Source organism: Streptomyces sp. RLA131, from assembly GCF_056270125.1.
This window is the reverse complement of the sequence record NZ_JBWDOQ010000002.1, coordinates 8307428-8328979: the sequence shown is the minus strand read 5'-3', so window position 1 is coordinate 8328979 and position 21552 is coordinate 8307428. Positions and strand designations below refer to the sequence as shown.

The following is a 21552-nucleotide window of genomic DNA, read 5'->3' as shown; positions in this document are numbered from 1 at the left end:
CGCGGGCTTCGGGACGCTGTGCCGGACGGCGTCCGGCGGGCCGGGGCCGGCGGTGCCGCCCCCGGAGCTTGGGATGGTGCTGTCATCAGCCGCGTCACCCGGGCCATCGCAGCCACCTGGGCCGTTGCAGGCGAGGCAGCAGTGTGACCGTGCGGCCGCCGGGGAGCGGGACGCGCAGCGGAAGCGGCACGCGGGGCCGGGCGCCGCCCGCGAAGGGGGCGCCGGCGGCGGCGAGGGTGCCGAGGGCGGCGCCGACCGGGACGGCGTAGAACAGTGCGCCGGACGGGTCGGCCGGGGTGGTGCCCATCGCGGTGGTCTCGACGGCCTTGCCGCCGTCGTAGGACGGGGCCGGGGAGGCGGCGGCGGTCGAAGGGCCGGCGCTGCTGCTCAGGCCCTGCGGGGTGCCGTCGCTCGCGCCCGTGCCGTCAGTGCCGGTGCCGCTGGTGCTGGTGGAGCCGCTGCCCGTGGTCGTGCCGGCGCCCGGGTCGGCGGCGGACGGCTTCCAGTTGACGAGTGCGGTGGCGGCGCTGTCGGCCTCGGCGCGCAGATTCGCGGGGAGCGGGGCGTAGCCGACCGGCAGCTCGCCGGGGTCGGAGCCGCTGGTCTGGCCGGCGCCGGCGGCGTACGTGATGAGGGTCGCGTAGTCCTTGCGGGCGGCGGCCTTGATCTTGGCGGGGCGTACGGCGGCGTAGACCAGCTCGGTGAGCGGGTAGGCCTTCGTGGTCTTCGTCGTCGCCGGGTCGATGGTGCGGACCGTGGCCTTGGCCGCCGTGCCGGCCGTCGCCGTCAGGGAGGTGCCGGTGGCCGCCACGAACTTCCCCGACGCGTTGCGCAGCCGGGCGGTCTGCAGCCCGTAGCGCTTGGCGGACGCGGCGTCGGTGATGGTGATCACAAAGCGCGACCCGACGGTCTGCGGGCCCGGGGACTTCCACGCGGTGGGCACGCTGAGCGCGTCCCAGCTGGACTTCCAGAGCTGGTCGGCGCGGCGGGTGTGCAGGGCGCCGGAGTGCATGTCGTCGACGTACGGATGGAAGTCGATCATGCACTGTTTGATGGTGGCGTCCGAACCGGTCGGGATCGTGCACCAGGGGTCGCTCTTGGGGTAGTCGTCCGCGCTGTTCGGGTCGAAGGCGAAGCCGGTGGGGTTCAGGTCGCCGTTGGTGCTGTAGTACGGGTTGACCCGCATGCCGTCGTCGTCCGGGACGCCGGCCAGGAAGCTGCGGGCCTCCGTGTCGGACATGATCCAGTCCCAGATCGCGCGGGCGGTGTCGGAGTGGCCGATGGAGCTGATCAGGTCGGTGTCGGTGCTGGGGTTCTCGCCGACCGACAGATACGCGAACTCCGGGTTGAGCGCGAGGAATTCGGGGTCGGAGACGAGTCCGGCGGGGTTCTTCTTCGCCCAGGCGTAGCCCTTGGCGGCGGTCAGGGACGAGGTGCCGTCGGAGGCGTAGGTGGTGGTGACCGATCCCCAGGTGGAGTTGCGGTAGGACTCGGTGAGCAGTTTGGCGACCAGGCGCGGGGTGAGGTCGATGGACTCGACCTTGCTGCCGTTGAGTTTCTTCTCCGAGTCCGGTGCGCCGGCCTTGGCTCTTCGCTCGACGGTGAAGCCGATGACGGCCCCGGACAGCGCCACGGGGGCGTAGACGGTCTTGCCGGTGGTACCGGACGCCAGGGTCTTTGTGGTGTACGCCAGGCCGGTGCTGCCGTCGTTCTCCAGGCGGGCGCGGGCGTCGGGCTCGCCGAGCTGGGTGTACCCGTAGACGGTGCCCGTCGAGCAGAGGGCGGCCTGCCAGCTGGTCATGGCGTCGGCGGCCAGCTCGCTGCCGGTCGTGGCGCGCTCGTCGGAGCCGAGGGCGCAGCTGACGCCGACCGGGTTGAAGCCGAGCTTGATCGCCACTCGGTTCTTCCAGTTGGTCGACGACACCGGGGAGCCCGCGTTGACCTGCGTCTGGTCGGCGTACGGTTGGCCGTCCAGGTCGAGGTGGCCCTGCGGGACGATGACAAGCCAGCAGTTGGGCCTGGCCGAGCCTCCGCAGCCCAGGTGCGGGGCCTCGTTGGCGGTCTGGACCTCGAAGTACTCCTGGCCGGCGCCGTCGGAGCTGGTGCGGGCGAAGTCCACCTCGTTGGTGGTGTTGTAGTTGTAGAGCGCGTTGTTCTGCAGGTTCTTGGTGACCCAGGTGCCGTCCACGGACTTGAACGGAACCTCGCCCTGGCCGAAGTTGCCGGCGGCTCCGTAGCGGTCGTCCTGGCCGTAGCTGGTCGGGTCGGCGCTGTACGTGACGGCGCGGGTGTCGTCGTAGCCGCTGCCCGGCCAGCTGGTGCGGTTGGTGGTGGGCGAGGCCCCGTACTGGCACTGGGTTCGCGGCGGGCCGGGGTTGGACGCGACGGTGCCGTCGTCGTCGCCCCAGCACTGCATGATCTGTACGAAGTCGGTGTTGAACTGCGTACCGGCGAAGGTGGTGCCCGTGCCGCCCGTCCAGGACACGCTGACCGCCTGGCTGTTGAGGTTGGCGGTCTGGTTGACGGTGAACTTCATGTCCTTGAACTCGCCGCGCCCGGCGACCGTCACCGCCGAGTCCGTGCTCGCGGCCGTGGCGGGCTGCGCCGCCTGGGCGACGGCCGTGCCGAGCAGCGCACCGACGAGTGCGCCTGCGGCGAGCCTGGCCAGTCTCTTCTTCATGGTGCCCCTCATGAGGACGAGTTCTTGTGGGTGCGGAGGAGCCGGGAAACGACCGACGGGAGCAGCAGGAGGCCGAGGACGCTGATCACCGTCAGCAGCATCAGGGTCTGGGCGCCTCCCCAGCCGTCCTGCCCCGCCACGGTGACCGGCTGCGCGAGGGCGACAGTGCCGCCGGCTGTGGTCGTAGCGTCCGAGGTGGTGCCGCCGGAGGAGCCCGCGGGGGAGATTGCCTGGCCGGTGTCGGGGTCGACGGAGGCGCCGCCGGTGGTGGTGCCGGCCGCTCCAGTGGTGCCCGTGTCGCCGCCGGTGGTGCCGGTGCCGCCCGTGCTGCCGCCGGAGGACGTACCGCCGGAGGAGCCGCCCGTGCTGCCGCCGGAGGCAGTCGCGCCGCCGCTGCCGGTGGTGCAGGGCGCGGCGCCCTTCTTGTCACAGGCCTTGGGGTAGGGCGCGGTCTGGGCCAGCTTGTTGGTGCCGTCGGCGCTGAAGGTGGGGTTGTTGCACTTCTTGATGTCGATGGACTTCGCCGCGACACCCGGGATGCGTTTGATCTGGTCGAAGCCGGCCTTCACCAGGTTGATGGGAAGGGGTGAGTAGCCCAGCGACGGTGCCTGTTGCTGCCCCTGGCACATGAAGTAGTACGAGAACGCGCCCAGCGTTTTGCCCTTGGACTTGGTGAAGGTGCCCTCGACCTTGAGCGGAAGGATCATGTACGAGTAGCTGGAGAGCGGGTAGTTGCGCTTGTCGCTGTCGGTGTAGACGCCGTCGAGGTTCTGCGTGAGGTAGTCGGCGGAGTTCCTGTTGGTGTTGATCTTCGCCTTGAGCAGTGACACCGCGACGTTCCGGGGGGTCGGCTCGGTGTAGTAGCCGGCGTGGTTGAGCACCTTGGCGACCGGGAAGTGCGCGTTGAGCGCGTACGAGTAGTTGACGTACCCGATCGAGCCCTCGCCGTAGCCCTGGGCCACGTAACCGGCCACACCCAGGTCACCGGACTGGGCGATCATGCCGGAGGTGGTGGGGTAGTTCGAGGTCTGGCCGCAGGCCCCGGAGCGGCCGACCTTCGCGCAGTACGCGTTCCACAGCGACTTGTGCTGGTTGGCCATCCACAGGGTGAACTGGGCCGTCGATCCGGAGCCGTCGGAGCGGACGACGGGGACGATGGTGCGGTGCGGGAGCGCGAGGCCGGGGTTGTCGGCCTTGATGGTCCTGTCGTCCCAGTAGCTGATGGCGCGGGTGAAGATCTTGGTCACCACGTCGCCGGACAGGCGGAGGTTGGTGACCTTCTTCCCGCCGATCGTGAGGTGGTACATGAAGACCGTGCCGCCCGCGACGATCGGCATGTACGCGTAACTGCCCGAGGCCGGGTTCTCGGCGGCCGAGCCGTCGGTGGGGTGCGTCTGGAACGGGATGTCGGACACCGCGTAGTCCACGGTGCCGTTCAGGAACTGCCGGCGCCCGTCGGAGGAGCCGGTGCCGGAGTAACTGATCCGCATGCCGTACTGGTTGACGTCGCGCCGCCACTCGTCGACCGCGTTCTCGGCCCACGTGGAGCCCGCTCCGGCGATCGGGGTGTAACTCGTGGCGGCCGCGGTGCCCGCGCCGGGCCCGAGCAGCACGGACGCGACCACGGCGAGCAGCGCGGCAAGCAGGGGCACGGGGGCGAACCGGCGTGCCGCGAGGTACGTGCGCATCAGGAGGTCTCTCCGGGATTCTCACCGTCGAACAGGGAAAGGGCGGGGGCATGCTGTTCCGCGAAGCGCGCGGCGTCGCGCTTGGAGGCGCGGGCGGTGCGGCGCGCCTGCCGCTTGGTCTGCTGGCCGGGGCCACGGCCGCCGAGGATCCGGGCGACCGCGAACAGGACCAGGACCAGGGCCATCAGGACCGCCGCGGCGCCGAAGCCTCGGGCGATCATGGTCGGTTCCGGGGACTTGACGAAGGAGAAGACGGCCAGCGGCAGCGAGACCATGGGGCCGTGCACCGGATCGGTGTTGAGGGCGGCGGTGTAGCCGGCGGTGAGCAGTACCGGCGAGGTCTCGCCGATACCCCGGGCGGTGCCCAGGATGACGGCGGTGGCCAGTCCCGAGCGGGCGGTGGGCAGGACGACGTGCCAGACGGTGCGCCAGCGCGGCGCGCCGAGGGCTTCCGCCGCCTCGGTGAGGTTGCCGGGGACCAGCCGCAGTACGACGTCGGCGGCGCGGATCACGATGGGCAGCATCATGACGCTGATCGCGAACCCGGCCGCGAGCCCCGACTTCTGCAGGCCCAGGCCGAGGATCCAGGTGGCGTACACCATCAGGCCGGCCACGATCGACGGCAGCGCGGTCATCGCCTCGACGATGGTCCGTACGAACCGCGAGAACCGGCCCGGGATCTGGTTGAGGTACACCGCGCAGGCCAGGCCCAGCGGTACGGTGACCGCCAGCGCGATGGCGATCATCAGCAGGGTGCCGAGCATGGCGTGGGCTATGCCGCCGTTGGTGAGCGGGTCCAGGGGGCCGGCCTGCTGCATGTCCTGGGTGAAGAAGTTGAGATGCGGCAGCGCCTCGCGGCCCCGGTAGAGCGTGAAGCCGACGACCAGGACGAGCGCGGCGAACAGCAGCGTCGCCGCCGACCACAGCACGACCGTCATCACCCGGTCACGGACAGCGGGGCCGTCCTCCTCCAGGCCGGTCAGCACCGCGTACGCGGCGAGGAAGGCGGCGTACGCGACCACCGCGAAGCCCAGACCGCCCGACAGCGGGGCGAGTCGGCCGAAGAGCAGCAGCGCGACACACAGCCCGGACGAGGCGGCGCCGCACAGGGCGAGCACTCCGGAGCGGGTGGGGCCGCCGATGCGGCGGGGTGTGTCGGGTACGTCCGGGGCCGGGTCCTGGGCCGTGTCGACCGCCGGCGCTTCGTCTAGGAGCGTCATCTCATCCCTCGCTCTGTGCGCCGGACCGCGAACGGGCCACGATCGACGACGCGGTGAAGTTGACGACCAGGGTGAGCAGGAAGAGCGCCAGACCCGCCGCCATCAGGGCCGACATGCCGAAGTCGGAGGCGTCGCCGTAGTGCAGGGCGATGAGCGAGGAGACCGAGTTGGTGCCGGTCTGCAGGATGTGCGGCTGGATGGTGAAGACCGGCGAGATGATCAGGTACACCGCGATCGTCTCTCCCAGCGCCCGTCCGAGTCCCAGCATGGTGCCGCCGATGACCCCGCCCTTCCCGTACGGGAGGACGACGGCCCGGATCATGCCCCACCGGGTCGCGCCGAGCGCGTACGCGCCCTCCCGCTCGCCCGCCGGGGCCTGGGTGAAGACCTCGCGCATCACGGAGCACTGGATGGGCGCGACCATCAGCGCGACCACGATCCCGGCGACGAAGGTGGACGCGGTGTAGACACTCGCGGAGGCCAGCGGCTGTCCGGGCTGGGCACCGTCCACGTGCAGGAAGGGGATCCACCCGAACCAGTCCGACAGCCAGCGCGAGAGCCCGATGACGTTCTTCTGGAGGAAGAACAGCCCCCACAGCCCGTAGACCACCGACGGGACCGCCGCCATCAGGTCGACCATTGCCACCAGCGTGCGGCGCAGCCGGCGCGGCGCGACGTCGGAGATGAACAGCGCCGTGCCGAGCGCCAGCGGTACGGAGATCGTTACCGCGACGGCGGCGATCAACAGCGTGCCGGTCAGGACGGCGGCGATGCCGAAGCGGTGGACGTCCGGCTGCCATTGGGAGGCAGTGAGGAAGGAGAAGCCGGTGGCGCGCAGGGCCTGCCCCGCCCTCAGCAGCAGGAAGAGGCCGACGGCGGCCATGATGGCGAGCACCACGGCCCCGGCGGCGGTCAGTTGGTACCGGAAGATCCGGTCTCCCGTGCCGCGCGCGGTGCCGAGGCGGCGCGGGACGTCGTCGGAGACGGCGTAAGGGCCGGGTCTGCCGGACCCCGATTCTGCGGTTGCCATCGCGGCTCCCCCCACATGTCAGGCGGCGCGACGGTCTCTGGTCGCACCGGGGAGAGTCAATGGCTGAAAAATGGCCCGGACGCGCGTAGTTGCTGACGAGAGAACGAACATTGGGTGTTGTCGTGGTGTGATGGCTGTGTGGTGGCCGCGTGAAGCCGGGTGTGCGTTTCCAGCATGAAGGCGCGACAAAAGCAGCAAACGCACACCAGTCATCCTCGGCGCCCGCCGCGTACGGTCCTCGCACAGCACAGCGCCGTGCTCTCCCACAGGCGCCGCAGCCAGTCCCCCCGAGGCACCGCCGTGGCCGAATCGCGAGCGAGGCCGGGCATCGGGACCCGGTCGATCGACTGGGTCCCGGACGGCGAACGGCACGGCAAGCTCTGGCACCGGGGACCGCTGTGGTTCCTCGGCAACTTCCAGTACTTCACCATCGCCGTCCGTCGGCTTCGTCGGTCCGCCACCCGGCCTGCCGCTCGGGCCGTGCTGGGGCTGCCGCGAATGATCCAGCCGCGGGCCCAGTTCGGCTACCGCGGGGTGGTCGTGCTGCTGGCGGCGACGATCTTCACGTACGTCGGCTTCGATGTCGCGGACCAGGTCCTGCTGTCGCAGGGCCTGAACGGCATCTTCGGCTGGGACCCGACGCTGGTCGCGGCCGGCTCGGCGGTGGTGGCGGTGCCGCTGGCGGTGTAGGGACATGACTGGCCGCACCGGGTGGCATGCTCACCGTCCTGACCGGCATCGACTCCTTCCGGCCCATCAAGCCGTCCCAGCGGGGGCGGGCTGCGCGGCTTGAGTTGAAGTGGCTTCGCCGGGCCACGGCCTACCATGCGCGAGGTCGTCAGGGCCCGTCCGGCGGATCACGACTGTGCTGGGCCGTGGGCTCGCGGCCTCCGCGGCCTCCGAGCAACACCTCCGGAGGTCGCGGAGGCTCACAGCTGGGCAGGTATGTCGCCGCCGAGGAGCGTGATCAACTGGGCTAGGCGTGCGTCGAGCTCGCGTCCGACCTCGGCGATTTGCGGGTTGCCGTAGCTGGCGAACAGCAAGCTGGGCTGATCGACAGCGAGTTTGGTGTCGCCGTCGGGGTCGGCGTAGATCAGGAAGGGCAGCGGTGCGTACAGCCCGCCCGACGCATCCTCGCGGAACGCGCGTTCGGCGATGGTGTGGTTGCCGATGAGGTACTGGGTGGCCTTCCAGAGGGACTGCGAGCCGGCCATGAGGGCGCAGAGGTCGCTGCGGTAGTAGCGCATGAACCCGTGGGGGCCGTTGATCTCGGCGAGTTCGAGAATGGCTTTCCAGGAGCCCAATTGGTAGAAGCGGTGGAGATCCGCCTCCGGGACGAGGGTCTCAAAGTGCTCGCACGCCGCGTCGTAGGGACGCGGGAGCGTCACGACAAGCCTCCGGGCGGGGTGGTCGATGAAGGCGCTGTCCGTGGTCATGGCCGTGCCTGTTCATCGTCACAGCGGACGAGCTCAACACCGTGGACGTCGACCGTGATGGAGGGGAAGTTGAGGTTGACGCTGTTGTCGGGGTTGCGGCGGAACATTCGTCGTCGTGTCGGCATGACCAGACCGTCGAAACTCTGGTGGCGGCCGGTGTAGTGGCCGACGAGGAAGCTGTTGTTGACCTCGGCGACGTAGTCCATGCGACGTTGCATACCGAAGGCGTCGTAGTAGAACACCGCGTCCGGGCTATGTGTGGCGATGTCGGGCGGGAAGCGCACGTGCAGACGCCGCCATGTCTGCCCTGCCTCGTGCCACTGCTCGATCTCGCGGGTCCGCACGCCCGGATAGGTGAAGAGGAACGGGCTGGTGAAGTAGTTCCAGCAGGCGTAGCCGAGGAAGTAGCCGAGGTGCGGAGCGTCCCAGCCGGTGTTCCGTAGCATTCCCTTGAAGGCGGCGCGGGCGGGCGCGAGGGTCTCGACCGGCTCGCCGTCGAGAGTCTGCACCGTGACGCTGTCAGTGGCAGCGTCGAAGATCATCTGCCACTCCGGGCGGGTGAACGGGGTGAACACGATGTGTTCTCTGGCCGTGTCGATCGTCAGAACCTGGTCGAAGCTCGTCCCCGGTGGCCAGCCCTTCAGCGCCCAGACCGGACCGTCGATGGAGACATCGGCCTTCAGGCCACTCACGGTGTCCCAGAGCTCCTTACCGCCGGCGGTGGCGATGGCCAGATCGAGGAGTCCAGTACTCATGGCTCGGGTTCTTTGCCTGACGAATGCGTACAAAAACAGTGTCTCGCAGCGTATTGGGCACGCAACTCGACGAACCCACGCTCGGGGAGACGGCACCCGCCAGCACATCGTGGTGCGGCCACTCGCTTCGACCCCATCCTCCAGGACGCCTTCTCCGCGTACGTGCAGTCACGCCACTGCGAGGTCACGGCGCACCGGCCGAGCCGAGGATCCATCCTCCACGCTCACAGTTCTGCTCACCCCGCGCGCCGCGACGGTGCGCGGCAGGGGGGACTTGTGGACGACTTACCGCCGTCACCAGCCCAAGTGCCGCACCATCTGCTGGCCGACCCCGCCCTCGTCCGGGCCCTGCGCGAGCGGTACTTCACCGTGGTCTTCGCAATGGCCCACGACGCGGCGCTCTCCTTCAACCGGATCGCCGAAGCGTGCGCGCTCAAAGCCGAGCGCGTCAGCAGATCGCCTGCGGCACCGCAGCCGTCACCGCGCTGGCAACTGTCGAGAGAGTCGCCGGCGGACTGCGCATTCCCGGTGCCCTCGTGGGGCTCGCTGCGCAACCCTCGGCCAGGCCGCCGGCGGCCTGGCCGCCGAAACCGTCTCCTACGCCTGCAACGCCACCGGCCACGGTGGCGCCGACCTGTCGGCCGAACAGGTCGTGCGTGTAGCGCCTGCCGTCCTGGCAGACCGCGCGTCGGCTGGGGATCGAGCGTGACCTGCCGGTGGACTCCACGAAGATCACCGTCAAGCACCAGGCCCGGCGGGTGACGGCGACGGTGCGCCGGTTCTGCCACACCACCGACCACCGTTATGGACTGGGTCTGGTCCTGTCCCTTGTTCGAGGCTGGGGGCCTTGCCCTGGGTTGCACCCGCACGCTGTCGAACGGCACGACCACGTCAGCAGCCACCGGCAGAGCGTGGGGTTCACTGCGGTGACTGAGCCGCTATGCGCCTGTCGTCGAGCCGGGGCGGACGATCATCAGGACCACCACGATCAGCCAGGCGATGGCGAACAGGCCGGTGATCATCGACAGGCGGGGCAGCCGGGCGATCAGGGACTCCGCGGCGGTCGACGGCTGTTCGGGGTTGTCGAGGTGGGTGACCACGTTGTCCTGGGTACCGAGCACCGCGATGCCCAGCAGGACGGCGGCCACCGCTGTCAGAGCCGTGGAGGCGATGAGCCAGGCGCTGCCCATCACGCCCATCACCTGGGCGGTGCCGATGCCGAAGGCCGGGACGGAGATGCCGGCCACGGCGTAGACCCGGCAGATTCGGTGCAGCAGCCGGACCGAGCCCGTGGCTGCCTGCTGCTCGTGTCCGTCGGTCAGGGCCTGGCGCGCGTAACGCGGGAACAAGCTCGCCGCGATGGTGACCGGTCCTATGAGCAGGATCGCCGCCAGCACATGGACGCTGAGCAGGAATTTGGCCATGGCGGTGTCTCCCTTTTCGCGCGCACGCCGGGTGGAGCGCCTGCGCACGGTTTCAGTCTGCCTTAAACTTGGACGACGATAGCATTTCGCTTTCAAGAGCCCAGAACTGCCGGCTGCCCGCATCCGGCTCTGGAAGGTGGGACAGGTGACGAGTAACCCGGCCGAGCGCCCACCCCCACCCCCAGGGCGCCCCGCGCTGCTGCTGCTCGCCCTGGGGCGGATCGTGCGGGAGGAGGTCGAGCGCGCCCTTGAGGCCCAGGGACTGTCGCTGCGACATCTGAGCGCCCTGGGCCACCTCTCGCGCGAGCCCGGGCTCTCCTACAGCGCATTGGGGCGCAGGGCTGGAGTCACCGCGCAGAGCATGCAGGCCACCGTTCGCCAACTCGAACAAGCCGGCGCCGTCCGCCGCGTGACTCCAGCAGGACGTGGCCGCACCGCCGAACTGCGCGTCACCGACGCAGGCCGTCAGTTGCTTCGCGAGATGGACCATGCCGTCGGCTCGGTCGAAACCCCCCTGCTCGACGGACTGACGGCCGAGGAACAGGCCAGCCTCGGCACGCTGCTGTACCGCCTCCTTGCCAAGGACCTCCGTGCTGACGCACCCGGCCGCTCCTGACAGACCACGCTGTCGGCGAAGGACGGCGACTACGACCAGGCCGAGGGTTTGGAGACCGGAGCGAACGACTACTTGGTCAAGCCGTTCTCCTTCGTGGTGTTGGGGGCACGACTGCTCGCGCTGCTGCGGCGCACCCGGCCCGAGGGACGGGCTGTCCAGCACCTCGGTGATCTGGAGATAGACAGCGCGGCCAGGCGCTGCCGTCGTGGCGGCGTCGAAGTGCCGCTGACCGGCCGCGAGTTCGCGGTACTCGCCTGTTTGGCCGAGCGCCCGGACACCGCCGTCCACAAGACGGCCATCCTCGACGCTGTCTGCGACAGTGCGGATCGACGCGGTCCGAACATCGTGGAGGTATACATCAGTGCGCTCCGCCGGAAGATCGACCGCCCTTTCGGCCGTGCGAGTATCGAGACTGTCGCGGGAGGCAGTTACCGACTCCGGCCCGATGGGGCCTGAGCTGGCCCGGCGCCGTCCGGGACTTCTGCCCCGCACGGTGCGCGGCCGGACCACCGCGGTGCTGGCCTCCCTGACGGTGATCGCGCTGTCGGTGTCGGCCGCCGTCCTCCTGTTCATCATGCATGCTGGCCTCGTCGGCTCGGCGCAGAAGAGTGGAAACATTCCCCACCGTTTCGATGTCTCATGAGACATCGTGAGGTCTGCCTGACATGCAAGATCCCGTGTTCATCGGGGCGAACACGGGATCTTTTGTCGCGGGGGTGTTGAGACAGATGCTTGGCGTTAGAGCGGTGCCAGGATCATCAGGATTTCGTCGCGATCACCGCCGGGGGCGAGGCGAAGAGCGCCCGGCCAACGGCCTATCTCCTTCCAGCCCAAGCGGCCGTAGAAGTCCTCCAGCCCAACGCCGCCGCGTGCAGCCAAGTGGAGCTGTTCCAGCCCCATCTCGTCGCGGGCGATGTCACGAACGTGATTCATGAGAGCGGCCCCGATGCCGCGGCCCCGCAGGCCCGTCCGTGTCTGGACGTGGTGGAGCGTCCCCCAGTGGGAGATGAGCTCAAAGGGATCACGCCGAACATTTAGCCACCCGGCGAGGTTGCCGTTGATCGATGCGACCACGAGACGGCTCGTCTCAGGGACAAGGCCCGCGATGAGGGAGTCGACCGCAGGGGCGGCCTGGCTCGCGTCGATGGGCGGGAAGGGGAACCCTGCTGCTCCGCCGGCGTTCGTGACCTCAATCCAGCATCCAATGAGTGCTTGCCTCAGCTCCGGCGTGACGTCACCTGGGGTTGTGACCTGTCGCAGGTCGAGGGGTTCACTATTCATGCAGGAGAGCCTTGCACCCAGCACTGACAGTTCTGGGTAGGCCCGGGGGTCAGCATGGGCCGATCGTTTCGGCTCGGCATCTATGACTGAGCACGTTCATCTGTACCTCACCGGGCACGGCCGGATGACCGTGTAGCCGGCCGCACCCGTGGAGCGGGCCGGCGCGCGGCCGATGCCAGCACTTGCGCCAGCGACCAGGACCGTGCGCCGGACGGCTTGAACGGTCACTTCTGTGCGGCCGGGATCGTGCCGGGGGCGGTCTTGAAGGAGATGGCTTCCATCAGCGCTTTGCGCTGGGTGTTGTGGAAGGCCGCCACTCGCCACTGCCCGTCCGCCTCGCGCACGAACGTGTAAGTCTGCACCTTTGACAGCCTCGACGCCCTGGGCGCGGTGGCGCCCTTGTAGGTGTCGCCGCGGCTGGTGACGACCGCGGTGTCCGGGCCGTAGAAACGGACATCGGTGATCTCACCGGCAAGTTTGGTGTTCTTCAGGAACTTTGCGAACAGCGTGCGGTGGCACTCCACGATGTCAGCCCTCCCGCTGTAGTACGTCCCCACGAAGGTGACGTACGTGGCGTCCTGGGTGAACAGCTCCCCGTACGCGTCGGCGTCGTTGCGGGCCCATGCGCTGTTCATCTCGGTCATCACCGCGGTGATCGCAGCCTTGTCGTCCTGGGTGGTCATGCCATCCTCCTGTTCGTTAAGCTGGAGAAGAACCTGCCTTTAAACAGTATCTGCATCATTGCAACTATGAGCGTAAGGGGCATTCGCAGCGATGGCAAACGAGACGCCTGGAGACCATCACGTGATCTTCCGGCAGTACCTCGACGCGGTGGGACTGCACGGCATGGCCGGCGCGGAAGCCGCCGGACTCCAGCCCACCGAGTGGTACGCGGTCAGTCTGATCGCCCTGGCCGGACGCATGACCTCGGGTGACCTGGCCACTCGCACCGGCCTGACCACCGGGGCCACGACCCGGCTCATCGACCGGCTCGAAAAAGCTGGCTACGTACGCCGTACCTCGGACCCGGCCGACCGCCGACGGGTCATCATCGAAGCCTCGGCCGAGACCTTCCCCGACGTCGAGGACGCGGTCGGCCCCGCCCGCCGACTGATCGCCGAGGTCCTGGACCGCTACACGCCCGAGCAGCGCGAGGTCCTCTTCGACTACTTCACCCATGCAGCCCCCGCCTACCGGGCGGCCACCGAAGAGATCCGCACCCGCGCCTCGCGCAGCCGCCGCCCCGGCCCCAAACCCAAGGGAAACGCCTCTCGCCCCACCCCTTCCGCGAGCGAGTGACCGCCCGCCACCCCGCACTCCGCGTCGCAGGCCCCGAGGTCGAGTTGACGAGCCTGCCGCCCGGTGCCGGTTCCCGTCCATGTCGTGCGGCGGCCCACCGAGCTGGCCGTACGGTTAGGACATCGCAGTGACCAGCACTTCCGGCTCGGGCTCCGACGCGCCCAGCTGCGCCCTGTTGCTGATTCTCGGCGGCAGGGAGCACCACACCGCTCCGGTCCCGCGCCGGGCCTGCTGCGGGGACTTCAACGCGACCTTCAAGCGGGAAGCCCTCCAGGGCGCAAGGGGTGGACCAGCGAGCGCGAGGCCCGACTGGCGGCGTTCCGGTGGCTGCACCGCTACAACACCCGACGCTGTCAGTCCCGACTCGGACAACGTAGTCCCATCGCCTACGAGAAGGCAGAACTACTGGGACCCGTTGTGCAGGGCAGTGGTGTGGGTGGGTGCTGGAGGGCTGAGGAGGATCGGAACGAACACAGGCCGGCCGGGATCCCCTCGACGGCTGGGACCGGCCAGGGCGCAAAAGACACCTGCTCCGGCGTTTGTAGGACACTGGAGGTAGAGGGACGTGGTTGTCCCACGACCCTCGAACGAGGCGCCGAAGCGGAAGGCCGCAAGCGATCCGTCGGCGGGCCCTCGGCTTCGCGATATGGATGGCGCGGTCGAGGAGGGTCGCGCTGCCTCCCGCGAACTGACCGAGCAGGTCAAATCTCCGCCGGATGGTGCGATCGCAGGGGCCCGAAGCAGGAGAGGCGGGAGTAAGGAGGGTGCTGTTATGTCTGAAGCACCGGCACAGAACAAGTCCGTCCGGTATCTGCCGATCGCTGAGCACGGCTTGATCGGGAATCTGCGCACGGTGGCGCTGGTGGGCACCGACGGCACGATCGACTGGTACTGCTGCCCCTCCTTCGACTCCCCGAGTGTCTTCGCGGCCATCCTGGACGCGGACCGGGGCGGGGCATTCGAGCTGGCTGCCACCGTGCCTGCCAGCACCAAACAGTTCTACTTCCCGGACACCAATGTGCTGATCACCCGCTTCTTCACCGAGGACGGGCTGGGGGAGATCCAGGACTTCATGCCCGTGGCGGACTCCGGCGCCTCCGACCGCCACCGGCTGATCCGGCGGGTGGTGTGCGTCCGCGGAACGATCCCGTTCCGGGCTCGGGTGGCCCCCCGGTTCGGCTACGGCGCCCACCCGCACACCGTACGGATGCTGGACCGGGCCGCCCTGTTCGCCTCCGAGGAGCTGACGCTGACGCTGACCGCCACGGTGCCGCTGGAGTACGACGAAAAGGACGTGTGGACGGAGTTCGAACTCTCCCGGGGCGACACCACGGTCTTCGTCCTGGAGCAGGGCAGCAGCGAGGCTCCGCCGCGCCGCTGCCCGCACGCCGAGGCCGAGGCCGAGCGGGAGTTCACCGCCACGGTCGCCTTCTGGCGGCGCTGGCTGCACCAGTCCCGCTACCGCGGCCGATGGCGGGAGATGGTGCACCGCTCCGCCCTCACCCTCAAGCTGCTCACCTACGCCCCCACCGGCGCGATCGTGGCAGCCCCCACCACCAGCCTGCCCGAGCAGATCGGCGGCGGCCGCAACTGGGACTACCGCTATGTGTGGGTGCGCGACGCCGCGTTCGCCGTCTACGCCCTGCTCAGGCTCGGCTTCACCGAGGAGGCAGAGGCGTTCATGGACTTCCTCACCCGGTACACCGACCGGCGCGGCTACGAATCGTCCGGACCGTTGCAGGTCATGTACGGCATCGACGGACGCACCGAGTTGCCCGAACGCGAGCTGCCCCACCTGGAGGGTTACCGGGGCTCGGCGCCCGTGCGGGTCGGCAACGACGCGGCCACCCAACTGCAGCTCGACATCTACGGCGCCCTGCTCGACTCCGTCTATCTGTGCGACAAATGGTGCCGGCCCATCTCCAGCGGCCACTGGCGCGCGGTGTGCGCACTGGTGGACTGGGTCTGTGAGCACTGGGACCAGCCGGACGAGGGTGTGTGGGAGACCCGTGGCGGGCGCAAGAAGTTCCTCTACTCCCACCTGATGTGCTGGGTGGCCATCGATCGCGCCATCCGCATCGCCCGGCACCGCAGCCTCCCCGCCGAGCTCGGCCGCTGGGGGCCGGTCCGGGACGCGATCTACTGGCGGATCATGGACAAGGGCTGGTCGCCCGCCCGGCAGACGTTCGTCCAGCACGAGGACGACGACGTGCTGGACGCCGCGGTGCTGATGATGCCGCTGACCAAGTTCATCTCCCCCAGCGACCCCGTATGGCTGTCGACCCTCGACACCCTTGGCGACGAACTGGTCTCCGACTCCCTGGTCTGGCGCTACGACCCCAAGGCCAGCCCGGACGGCCTGGAAGGCGAGGAGGGCACCTTCTCCATCTGTTCCTTCTGGTACGTCGAGGCGCTCACGCACGCCGGGTACCTGAACGAAGCCCGCCTGGCCTTCGAGAAGATGCTCACCTACGCCAACCACCTCGGCCTGTACGCGGAAGAGATCAGCCACACCGGAGAGCAACAGGGCAACTTCCCCCAGGCTTTCACCCACCTTGCCCTCATCAGCGCCGCCTTCAATCTCGACCGCGCCTTGGGGTGACCTGCCACGCTCCGCATCCTGTCCAGTACCCGTTCAGTCCAACGAGCCCCCTGCGTTCTGGCCGGGAGGACGACTCGTGCGCATGAATGCTGAGCCGCCCAGGGTCCTCTGTTCCTCGCGCCCTGGCCGAGCGAGCATCCGGTTCCTCCGTGCGGGAGCTTGATTCGTCAACTGCGGTGACGTTCTCCGGCCGCTACGCGCGAAGCGGCCCTGTTCCGTAACAGCGGATTTGCGCTCGTCGGAAGACGGGGCGAGAATTTACGTAGGACAGAACCACCAGGGCGAACCTTGAGGCCCACGCCATCGGATGTGTACCGCGACCTTCGGACCGTGAAGCTCACCGGCAGTAAGCGTCACCGCGAAGGTACCCCGTGGCGAAGAAGATCGAACGTACGGTGCTCAGCCGGTGGCGTCGGCCGGGGCGACGGGTGGGCTGTCCAGCTGGGTCACCTGTACAACGGGCAACCGCCGCATGGCACGTGACCGCGTCGATGGTCGATGATCGATGGTCAATGGTCTCTGTGGGGCGGCAGGCAGATCGGAAGGAGTCTGCCCATGCGGATCACCGTGGACCTGAATCGATGCCAGGGATACGCACAATGTGTGTATTTGGCGCACGAGGTCTTCAGACTGACTGGCCAGGAGGCCCTCACCTACGAGCCGAACCCCGATGACGAGCGGCGCCTGCAGGTTGAGCGAGCCGCTGCGGCGTGCCCGGTGCAGGCGATCGTGATCGAACGCTTGGACGGCACAGAAGGGAGCGCGACATCATGACCGTGCCGGCAACGGTCGCAGAGCTGGTGCGCGACTTCAGAGCCAACGGCCGGATCGTCATCGTCGGTGCGTCCCTGGCCGGACTGCGGGCCGCCGAAGCCCTGCGTGACGAGGGCTTCACCGGGCCTCTGACCATCATCGGGGACGAGCCGTACGAGCCTTACGACCGTCCTCCGCTGTCCAAGCAGGCACTCAAAGGCTGGGTGCCTGCCGACCACACCAAGCTGCCCCGCCTGCGAGAAGTGAATGCGCAGTGGCGGCTCGGGGTGGCCGCCACCGCGTTGGACCGAGCCACCAAACAGGTGCGCCTGGCAGACGGCGAGCAGATCCCGTACGACCGGTTGCTGATCGCCACGGGCACCCGCGCGCGACAGTGGCCGAACCCGGACGAGGCCGCCCTGGACGGGGTCTACACGCTGCGCTCGCGTGATGATGCCGCACAGCTGCAAAAGGCGCTGGCCGCGCCGCCGTCGCGGGTCATGGTCATCGGCGCCGGGTTCATCGGCTCGGAAGTGGCCTCCGTCTGCCGGGAACTCGATCTCCCGGTGACCGTCGTCGAGCGGGGCTCGGCGCCGCTGGTCGGCGCGCTCGGCGGGGTGATCGGAGAGATCGCCGCGGAGATGCAGCGCGACCACGGTGTGGACCTGCGCTGCGGCCTGGGCGTGTCGTCACTGGAGGGGGACTCCGGCGGACACGTGCGGCGTGCTCATCTCTCGGACGGAACCACCGTCGACGCCGACGTGGTGGTGGCCTCGCTGGGGTCGATCCGCAACGTGGAATGGCTGGAGGGCGCCGGGCTGGCGTCCGGCTTCTGGGGCGTCGGTTGCGACGCCGGTGGTCGCGCCTTCGACATCAACGGCGTGGTCACCGACAGCATCTACGTGGCAGGGGACGTGGCGCGCGCGCCTCACGTGCTGTACGAGTACCAGTTCCTCGCGATGGAGCACTGGGACAATGCCGTTCTCGGCGCCGAGGCCGCGGCCCACAACATGGTGAACCTCGAGCCCCACTATCGCCCGCATCTGTTGCTGCCCGGCTTCTGGTCCGGTCAGTTCGGCGTCAACATCAAATCCGTCGGCGTGCCGCCTTTCGGCGACGAGATCGTCTTCACGCAGGGGTCAGTCGAGGAGCGCCACTTCGCCGCCGCCTACGGTCGCCGGGGCCGCATCGTAGCCGCCGTCACCTTCGATCACGGCAAGTGGCTGGAGTACTACGGGAAGCTGATCGAGCAATCGGGTCCGTTCCCGCCTCCGCCTCCGGGCTGGGACCAGCCCCCCGACCTGAAGCCGATCCCGGCCAAGTTCCCGCAACTCGGCGTCCCGACAGCGATCCCCGACGTCGTCCTGACCGGCCACGACCCGAACGAGCGGGCGGCCGAGTTCCGGTCTCGCCCTCGTTGACGCGCCCGCCGGACGGGCGTGCAGCGGACAGCATCGACAGGAGAAGGAGGGGAGCCTCGTGGTCGAGGAAACTCCCTGGCAGCAGGCCCTCCGTTACGCCAACCGCGCCAATCCGTATCCGTTCTACGAGGAACTCCGCAGGACACCGGTGGCGCGGCAGCCGGACGGTACCTACGTCGTCAGTACCTACCAGGAGATCGTCGCGCTACTCCACGACCCCCGGGTCAGTTCGGATGTCAGGAAGCTCCCCGACCCGGTTGCGGCCCCGGCCGAGGGCTCGGCGGAGGCCGGCTCGGCGGAGGCCGAGCCGATCACGGAGGCGGTCATCTCCTTGGAGCCGAACATCATCACCCAGGATCCACCCGAGCATGATCGAGATCGCCGGATGATGACGCCGCATTTCGTCGGACCGCCCCATTCCCCTCACCTGATCTCCGACCTGGAACCCGAGATCCGCCGCATCGTGGACGGCCTTCTGGACAACATGCGGGGCAAGACCCGGATCGATGCCGTCGACGAGTTCGCCTACCCCCTGCCGGTGACCGTGATCTGCAAGGTCCTGGGCGTGCCGCTGGAAGACGAGTCACGCTTCCACGGCTGGATCGAGACGGCCCTGGACGCTTTGGATTTCGGCCCCGAGGCTGCCTCCGGGGAGCATCAGAACCGACTGGCCGAGGGTCGGGGTCGCCAGGCCGTGAAGGAGTTCGGGCAGTTCGCAGCTGAGCTGCTCGACCGGTACGCCCAGCAGCCCGGCCCGGGCATGCTCTCGGCGATGGTGAACGAGGACAGCCCGGATGGAGGGATGTCCAAGGGCGTGCTCGTGAGCAATGCCTTGCTCCTGATCTTCGCCGGGCATGAAACCACGGTCAATCTCATCGCCCACAGCGTGCTCACCCTGCTGCGGCACCCCGACGCGCTCGAGAAGCTGCGCCGCCGGCCCGAGCTGATCGTGCCCGGGGTCGAGGAGTTGCTGCGCTTCGAGTCGTCGGTCCAGTTCTGGCACACCCGTTCCGCCTTGGAAGACATCGACATCGCGGGCACCACCATCCCGAAGGGCGCGCCGATCTTCCTGGCATACGGCTCGGCGAACCGCGACCCGAAGCGGTTCGCCAACCCTGACGAGCTCGACCTCGAACGCCGAGACAACCAGCACGTCGGGTTCAGCCAGGGCATCCACTTCTGCTTCGGCGCTCCGCTCGCGCGGCTCGAGGTCCAAGTCGCGGTCGGTGAGTTCGTCCGCCGGGTGGAAAACCCCCGGCTCGTAGAGGACCCACCGCCGTACCGCCACAACCAGATTTTTCGCGGCCCGCGCCACGTCCTGGTCGACATCGACGGGATCCGCGACTGACTCGGCATGCGTAAAGGATCGCTATGCGCGCTTTTCAGCTAGTCGGATGGCAGCAACCGCCCGAGCTGCGCGAGGTGCCGGTGCCCGAGCCCGGGCCGGGGCAGGTCCTGGTGAAGGTCGGGGGTGCCGGTGCCTGCCACTCGGATCTGCACATCATGGAGGCACCCGGACCAGCACCCGGGCTCACCCCGGAACTGCCCTTCACGCTCGGCCATGAGAATGCGGGATGGGTGGAGAGGCTGGGACCAGGTGTCACCGGGTTCGCGCCCGGAGACCCCGTGATGGTCTACGGTCCCTGGGGCTGTGGGGTGTGCGCCAACTGCCGGCAGGGCCGGGAGAACTACTGCCAGAAGGTCAGTGGTCAGGGCGGCGGCCTGGGAGGCGGTCAAGACGGCGGAATGGCTGAGTACCTGCTGGTTCCGGCGGCGCGATTCCTGATTCCGCTGGGCACCCTCGACCCCCGCCAGGCCGCCCCGCTCAGCGACGCGGGGCTGACCAGCTACCACGCCGTCAAGCGATCGGTGCACCTGCTGGGGCCGGGCTCGACCGCGGTGGTGATCGGGGTGGGCGGTCTGGGCCAGATGGCCATCCAGATGGTGCGAGCGCTCAGCGCGGCGACCACCGTCGTCGCCGTGGACACCGATACCGGCAAGCTGGAAACCGCCAAGCGCATGGGCGCGGACGAGGTGCTGCTCTCGGGCGAGGAGGCGGTCACGCGCATCAAGGACATGACGGAGCAGCAGGGCGCTCAGCTCGTGCTGGACATGGTCGGGATAGACCCGACTCTGCGCATGGCTGCTCAGGTGGCCAGGGTGCTTGGCCACGTGACCATCGTCGGTCTCGGCGGCGGAGCCCTGCCCGTCAACTTCTCGAGCCCGCCGCACGAGTGCTCGGTCGCCTCGCCCTACTGGGGCTCCCTTCCCGAACTGATGGAAGTGATCACCCTCGCCCAGCAGCAAAAGATCAAGTTGCTGGTCGAGCATTTCCCCTTGGAAGGCGCCGCCGAGGCCTACCAGCTCCTGCACGACGGCAAGATCCAAGGACGCGCCGTCATCACCCCCCACCTGTGAGTACCGTCAGCAAGGCGACCGGGCTGGTGCCGGAGGCCGTAACTGTCGGAGGAAACGTCATGGAGGCTGTGGCCGGTGCGATCGCTGGACCGGGCCGGTGGCGGACGAGGCGGTCATCCCGGACGCCGTCTTCTACGACCGGCAGCGCGACACCTTGCTGCTGCGGGCGTTCGTGGAGGTCGACCGGGCGACCATGACGGGCTGACCCAAGCAAGGTCCGCGTTCGACTACTCCTCTACCTCTGAAGATGTCGGCGGCCAGTCGCTCCGCCGACCGCGCGTCAGAGATGCAGGTCGCGGCAGAGACTCGCCGTGTCGATTCGCCCCGAGCAGGAGGCCGACTCCGTCGCCGTAGCGGCACACAGGCAGCCGCCCGTGTCCCCTGCGTGCCCGATCGGGCGGCACTGGGCGGGGAAATATCGGGGAACTTCTGTGAGCCCGTCCGGGCGCCCGGTGCCTGCTGCGTGAAGCGGCAGCTGTGTGCCGCCCCGACCGTGAAAAGGGCTCGACGAGACCGGCGACCTGAAGAAAGGCACCCTCACGGTGGGCGGCGGGCCACGCCGGCATCGACCGCGCCCTCTGCCTGCCCAAGTCCTGGACCGGCGACCCGAGGCGCTGCGAACAGGCCGCCGTCCCAAGGGATGTGGGCTTCGCGACCAAGCCGCAACTGGCCTGGCAGATGATCGAACGTGCCCTGGACGCCGGAGCCCGGGCCGAATGGGCGGTGGAGGAGACGTTCCAGAGCTCAAAGACACTGGCGGGACTGCCGGCGGGACTGGACGAGCACCAGGTACGCCGCTGGGGCTCCTGGCACCGCCGGGGCACCCTGGCCCTGCTCGCTCACGCATTCCTCGCGGTCACCACCACCCTCGAACGCCGCGACCAAGCCCCGGCCGACGATGGGACCAGCCCTGACGGACTGATCCCGCT

General features: G+C 68.9%; 19 protein-coding genes and 1 pseudogene. 11 read left to right on the top strand and 9 right to left on the bottom strand.

Annotation, left to right across the window (positions count from 1 at the left end; translation table 11 throughout):
* Positions 1-94 precede the first annotated feature (94 nt).
* From RWE79_RS38725 to pstC, 4 genes are read right to left on the bottom strand one after another with little or no spacing between them, the layout of a single operon-like run.
* Positions 95-2680 (bottom strand): hypothetical protein, encoded by a 2586-nt coding sequence (locus tag RWE79_RS38725; RefSeq protein ID WP_475945371.1) that lies wholly within the window; start codon positions 2678-2680, stop codon positions 95-97.
* A gap of 8 nt (positions 2681-2688) precedes the next feature.
* The gene (locus RWE79_RS38720; protein WP_475945369.1) at positions 2689-4368 is read right to left on the bottom strand and encodes a substrate-binding domain-containing protein; all 1680 of its coding nucleotides are present in this window, start codon (positions 4366-4368) and stop codon (positions 2689-2691) included.
* Positions 4368-5588, bottom strand: a complete 1221-nt coding sequence (pstA, locus tag RWE79_RS38715) for a phosphate ABC transporter permease PstA (protein ID WP_475945367.1) — start codon at positions 5586-5588, stop codon at positions 4368-4370. Before pstA ends, RWE79_RS38720 begins: the two co-directional genes overlap by 1 nt.
* A 1-nt stretch (position 5589) precedes the next feature.
* Positions 5590-6618, bottom strand: coding sequence for a phosphate ABC transporter permease subunit PstC (gene pstC / locus RWE79_RS38710; protein ID WP_475945365.1), 1029 nt, complete (start codon positions 6616-6618; stop codon positions 5590-5592).
* Between the two features lie 300 nt (positions 6619-6918).
* On the opposite strand from pstC, the gene RWE79_RS38705 reads away from it, so the two are divergent.
* The gene (locus RWE79_RS38705) at positions 6919-7308 is read left to right on the top strand and encodes a hypothetical protein (RefSeq protein ID WP_475945363.1); all 390 of its coding nucleotides are present in this window, start codon (positions 6919-6921) and stop codon (positions 7306-7308) included.
* A gap of 239 nt (positions 7309-7547) precedes the next feature.
* On the opposite strand, the gene RWE79_RS38700 is transcribed toward RWE79_RS38705, so the two are convergent.
* The 3 genes from RWE79_RS38700 to RWE79_RS38690 all read right to left on the bottom strand — a co-directional run bounded on the left by RWE79_RS38700 (position 7548) and on the right by RWE79_RS38690 (position 10233).
* Complete coding sequence (locus RWE79_RS38700) at positions 7548-8054, bottom strand: DUF302 domain-containing protein (RefSeq protein WP_475945361.1); 507 nt, start codon at positions 8052-8054, stop codon at positions 7548-7550.
* A complete protein-coding gene (locus RWE79_RS38695; protein WP_475945359.1) occupies positions 8051-8809 on the bottom strand; it encodes a hypothetical protein in 759 nt (252 codons plus the stop codon). The genes RWE79_RS38700 and RWE79_RS38695 overlap by 4 nt, the downstream gene beginning before the upstream one ends.
* Before the next feature lie 938 nt (positions 8810-9747).
* Positions 9748-10233 carry a DUF2269 family protein gene (locus RWE79_RS38690; RefSeq protein WP_475945357.1) on the bottom strand — a complete coding sequence of 162 codons (486 nt, stop codon included), beginning with the start codon at positions 10231-10233 and terminating at the stop codon, positions 9748-9750.
* Between the two features lie 145 nt (positions 10234-10378).
* Here RWE79_RS38690 and RWE79_RS38685 point away from each other — a divergent pair, with 145 nt between their 5' ends.
* Genes RWE79_RS38685 through RWE79_RS38675 form a run of 3 tightly spaced genes read left to right on the top strand, consistent with a single transcriptional unit; the run spans position 10379 to position 11492 of the window.
* Entirely contained in the window at positions 10379-10849 is a 471-nt protein-coding gene (locus RWE79_RS38685) for a MarR family winged helix-turn-helix transcriptional regulator (protein WP_475945355.1), read from the top strand.
* A 48-nt stretch (positions 10850-10897) separates the two neighbouring features.
* Positions 10898-11305, top strand: a complete 408-nt coding sequence (locus RWE79_RS38680) for a winged helix-turn-helix domain-containing protein (protein ID WP_475945353.1) — start codon at positions 10898-10900, stop codon at positions 11303-11305.
* Positions 11295-11492, top strand: a complete 198-nt coding sequence (locus RWE79_RS38675) for a hypothetical protein (protein WP_475945351.1) — start codon at positions 11295-11297, stop codon at positions 11490-11492. Before RWE79_RS38680 ends, RWE79_RS38675 begins: the two co-directional genes overlap by 11 nt.
* 95 nt (positions 11493-11587) lie before the next feature.
* On the opposite strand, the gene RWE79_RS38670 is transcribed toward RWE79_RS38675, so the two are convergent.
* Together RWE79_RS38670 and RWE79_RS38665 are read right to left on the bottom strand one after the other, a co-directional pair.
* Positions 11588-12130 carry an N-acetyltransferase family protein gene (locus tag RWE79_RS38670; protein ID WP_475945349.1) on the bottom strand — a complete coding sequence of 181 codons (543 nt, stop codon included), beginning with the start codon at positions 12128-12130 and terminating at the stop codon, positions 11588-11590.
* 224 nt (positions 12131-12354) lie between these two features.
* Positions 12355-12813 (bottom strand): SgcJ/EcaC family oxidoreductase, encoded by a 459-nt coding sequence (locus tag RWE79_RS38665; RefSeq protein WP_475945347.1) that lies wholly within the window; start codon positions 12811-12813, stop codon positions 12355-12357.
* A gap of 91 nt (positions 12814-12904) precedes the next feature.
* Between RWE79_RS38665 and RWE79_RS38660 the strand changes: the two genes are divergently transcribed.
* From RWE79_RS38660 to RWE79_RS38630, 7 genes and pseudogenes are all read left to right on the top strand, one after another.
* A complete protein-coding gene (locus tag RWE79_RS38660) occupies positions 12905-13429 on the top strand; it encodes a MarR family winged helix-turn-helix transcriptional regulator (protein ID WP_475945345.1) in 525 nt (174 codons plus the stop codon).
* Positions 13430-14201: 772 nt separating this feature from the next.
* Complete coding sequence (locus tag RWE79_RS38655; RefSeq protein ID WP_475945343.1) at positions 14202-16031, top strand: glycoside hydrolase family 15 protein; 1830 nt, start codon at positions 14202-14204, stop codon at positions 16029-16031.
* A 555-nt stretch (positions 16032-16586) separates the two neighbouring features.
* A complete protein-coding gene (locus RWE79_RS38650; RefSeq protein WP_475945341.1) occupies positions 16587-16805 on the top strand; it encodes a ferredoxin in 219 nt (72 codons plus the stop codon).
* Positions 16802-18205, top strand: a complete 1404-nt coding sequence (locus RWE79_RS38645) for an NAD(P)/FAD-dependent oxidoreductase (protein WP_475945340.1) — start codon at positions 16802-16804, stop codon at positions 18203-18205. Before RWE79_RS38650 ends, RWE79_RS38645 begins: the two co-directional genes overlap by 4 nt.
* 58 nt (positions 18206-18263) lie before the next feature.
* The gene (locus RWE79_RS38640; protein WP_475945338.1) at positions 18264-19553 is read left to right on the top strand and encodes a cytochrome P450; all 1290 of its coding nucleotides are present in this window, start codon (positions 18264-18266) and stop codon (positions 19551-19553) included.
* Between the two features lie 23 nt (positions 19554-19576).
* On the top strand, positions 19577-20623 hold the full coding sequence (locus tag RWE79_RS38635; RefSeq protein WP_475945336.1) for an NAD(P)-dependent alcohol dehydrogenase: 1047 nt from the start codon (positions 19577-19579) through the stop codon (positions 20621-20623).
* Between the two features lie 552 nt (positions 20624-21175).
* Positions 21176-21326 (top strand): annotated as a pseudogene (locus RWE79_RS38630) (transposase); the annotation flags it as partial.
* Positions 21327-21552: the final 226 nt, after the last annotated feature.

Coding starts and splice junctions, on each gene's coding strand:
- RWE79_RS38725 (WP_475945371.1), bottom strand. CDS start 2,680: ATGAAGAAGAGACTGGCCAGGCTCGCCGCAGGCGCACTCGTCGGTGCG.
- RWE79_RS38720 (WP_475945369.1), bottom strand. CDS start 4,368: ATGCGCACGTACCTCGCGGCACGCCGGTTCGCCCCCGTGCCCCTGCTT.
- pstA (WP_475945367.1), bottom strand. CDS start 5,588: ATGACGCTCCTAGACGAAGCGCCGGCGGTCGACACGGCCCAGGACCCG.
- pstC (WP_475945365.1), bottom strand. CDS start 6,618: ATGGCAACCGCAGAATCGGGGTCCGGCAGACCCGGCCCTTACGCCGTC.
- RWE79_RS38700 (WP_475945361.1), bottom strand. CDS start 8,054: ATGACCACGGACAGCGCCTTCATCGACCACCCCGCCCGGAGGCTTGTC.
- RWE79_RS38695 (WP_475945359.1), bottom strand. CDS start 8,809: ATGAGTACTGGACTCCTCGATCTGGCCATCGCCACCGCCGGCGGTAAG.
- RWE79_RS38690 (WP_475945357.1), bottom strand. CDS start 10,233: ATGGCCAAATTCCTGCTCAGCGTCCATGTGCTGGCGGCGATCCTGCTC.
- RWE79_RS38675 (WP_475945351.1), top strand. CDS start 11,295: ATGGGGCCTGAGCTGGCCCGGCGCCGTCCGGGACTTCTGCCCCGCACG.
- RWE79_RS38670 (WP_475945349.1), bottom strand. CDS start 12,130: ATGAATAGTGAACCCCTCGACCTGCGACAGGTCACAACCCCAGGTGAC.
- RWE79_RS38665 (WP_475945347.1), bottom strand. CDS start 12,813: ATGACCACCCAGGACGACAAGGCTGCGATCACCGCGGTGATGACCGAG.
- RWE79_RS38660 (WP_475945345.1), top strand. CDS start 12,905: ATGGCAAACGAGACGCCTGGAGACCATCACGTGATCTTCCGGCAGTAC.
- RWE79_RS38655 (WP_475945343.1), top strand. CDS start 14,202: ATGTCTGAAGCACCGGCACAGAACAAGTCCGTCCGGTATCTGCCGATC.
- RWE79_RS38650 (WP_475945341.1), top strand. CDS start 16,587: ATGCGGATCACCGTGGACCTGAATCGATGCCAGGGATACGCACAATGT.
- RWE79_RS38645 (WP_475945340.1), top strand. CDS start 16,802: ATGACCGTGCCGGCAACGGTCGCAGAGCTGGTGCGCGACTTCAGAGCC.
- RWE79_RS38635 (WP_475945336.1), top strand. CDS start 19,577: ATGCGCGCTTTTCAGCTAGTCGGATGGCAGCAACCGCCCGAGCTGCGC.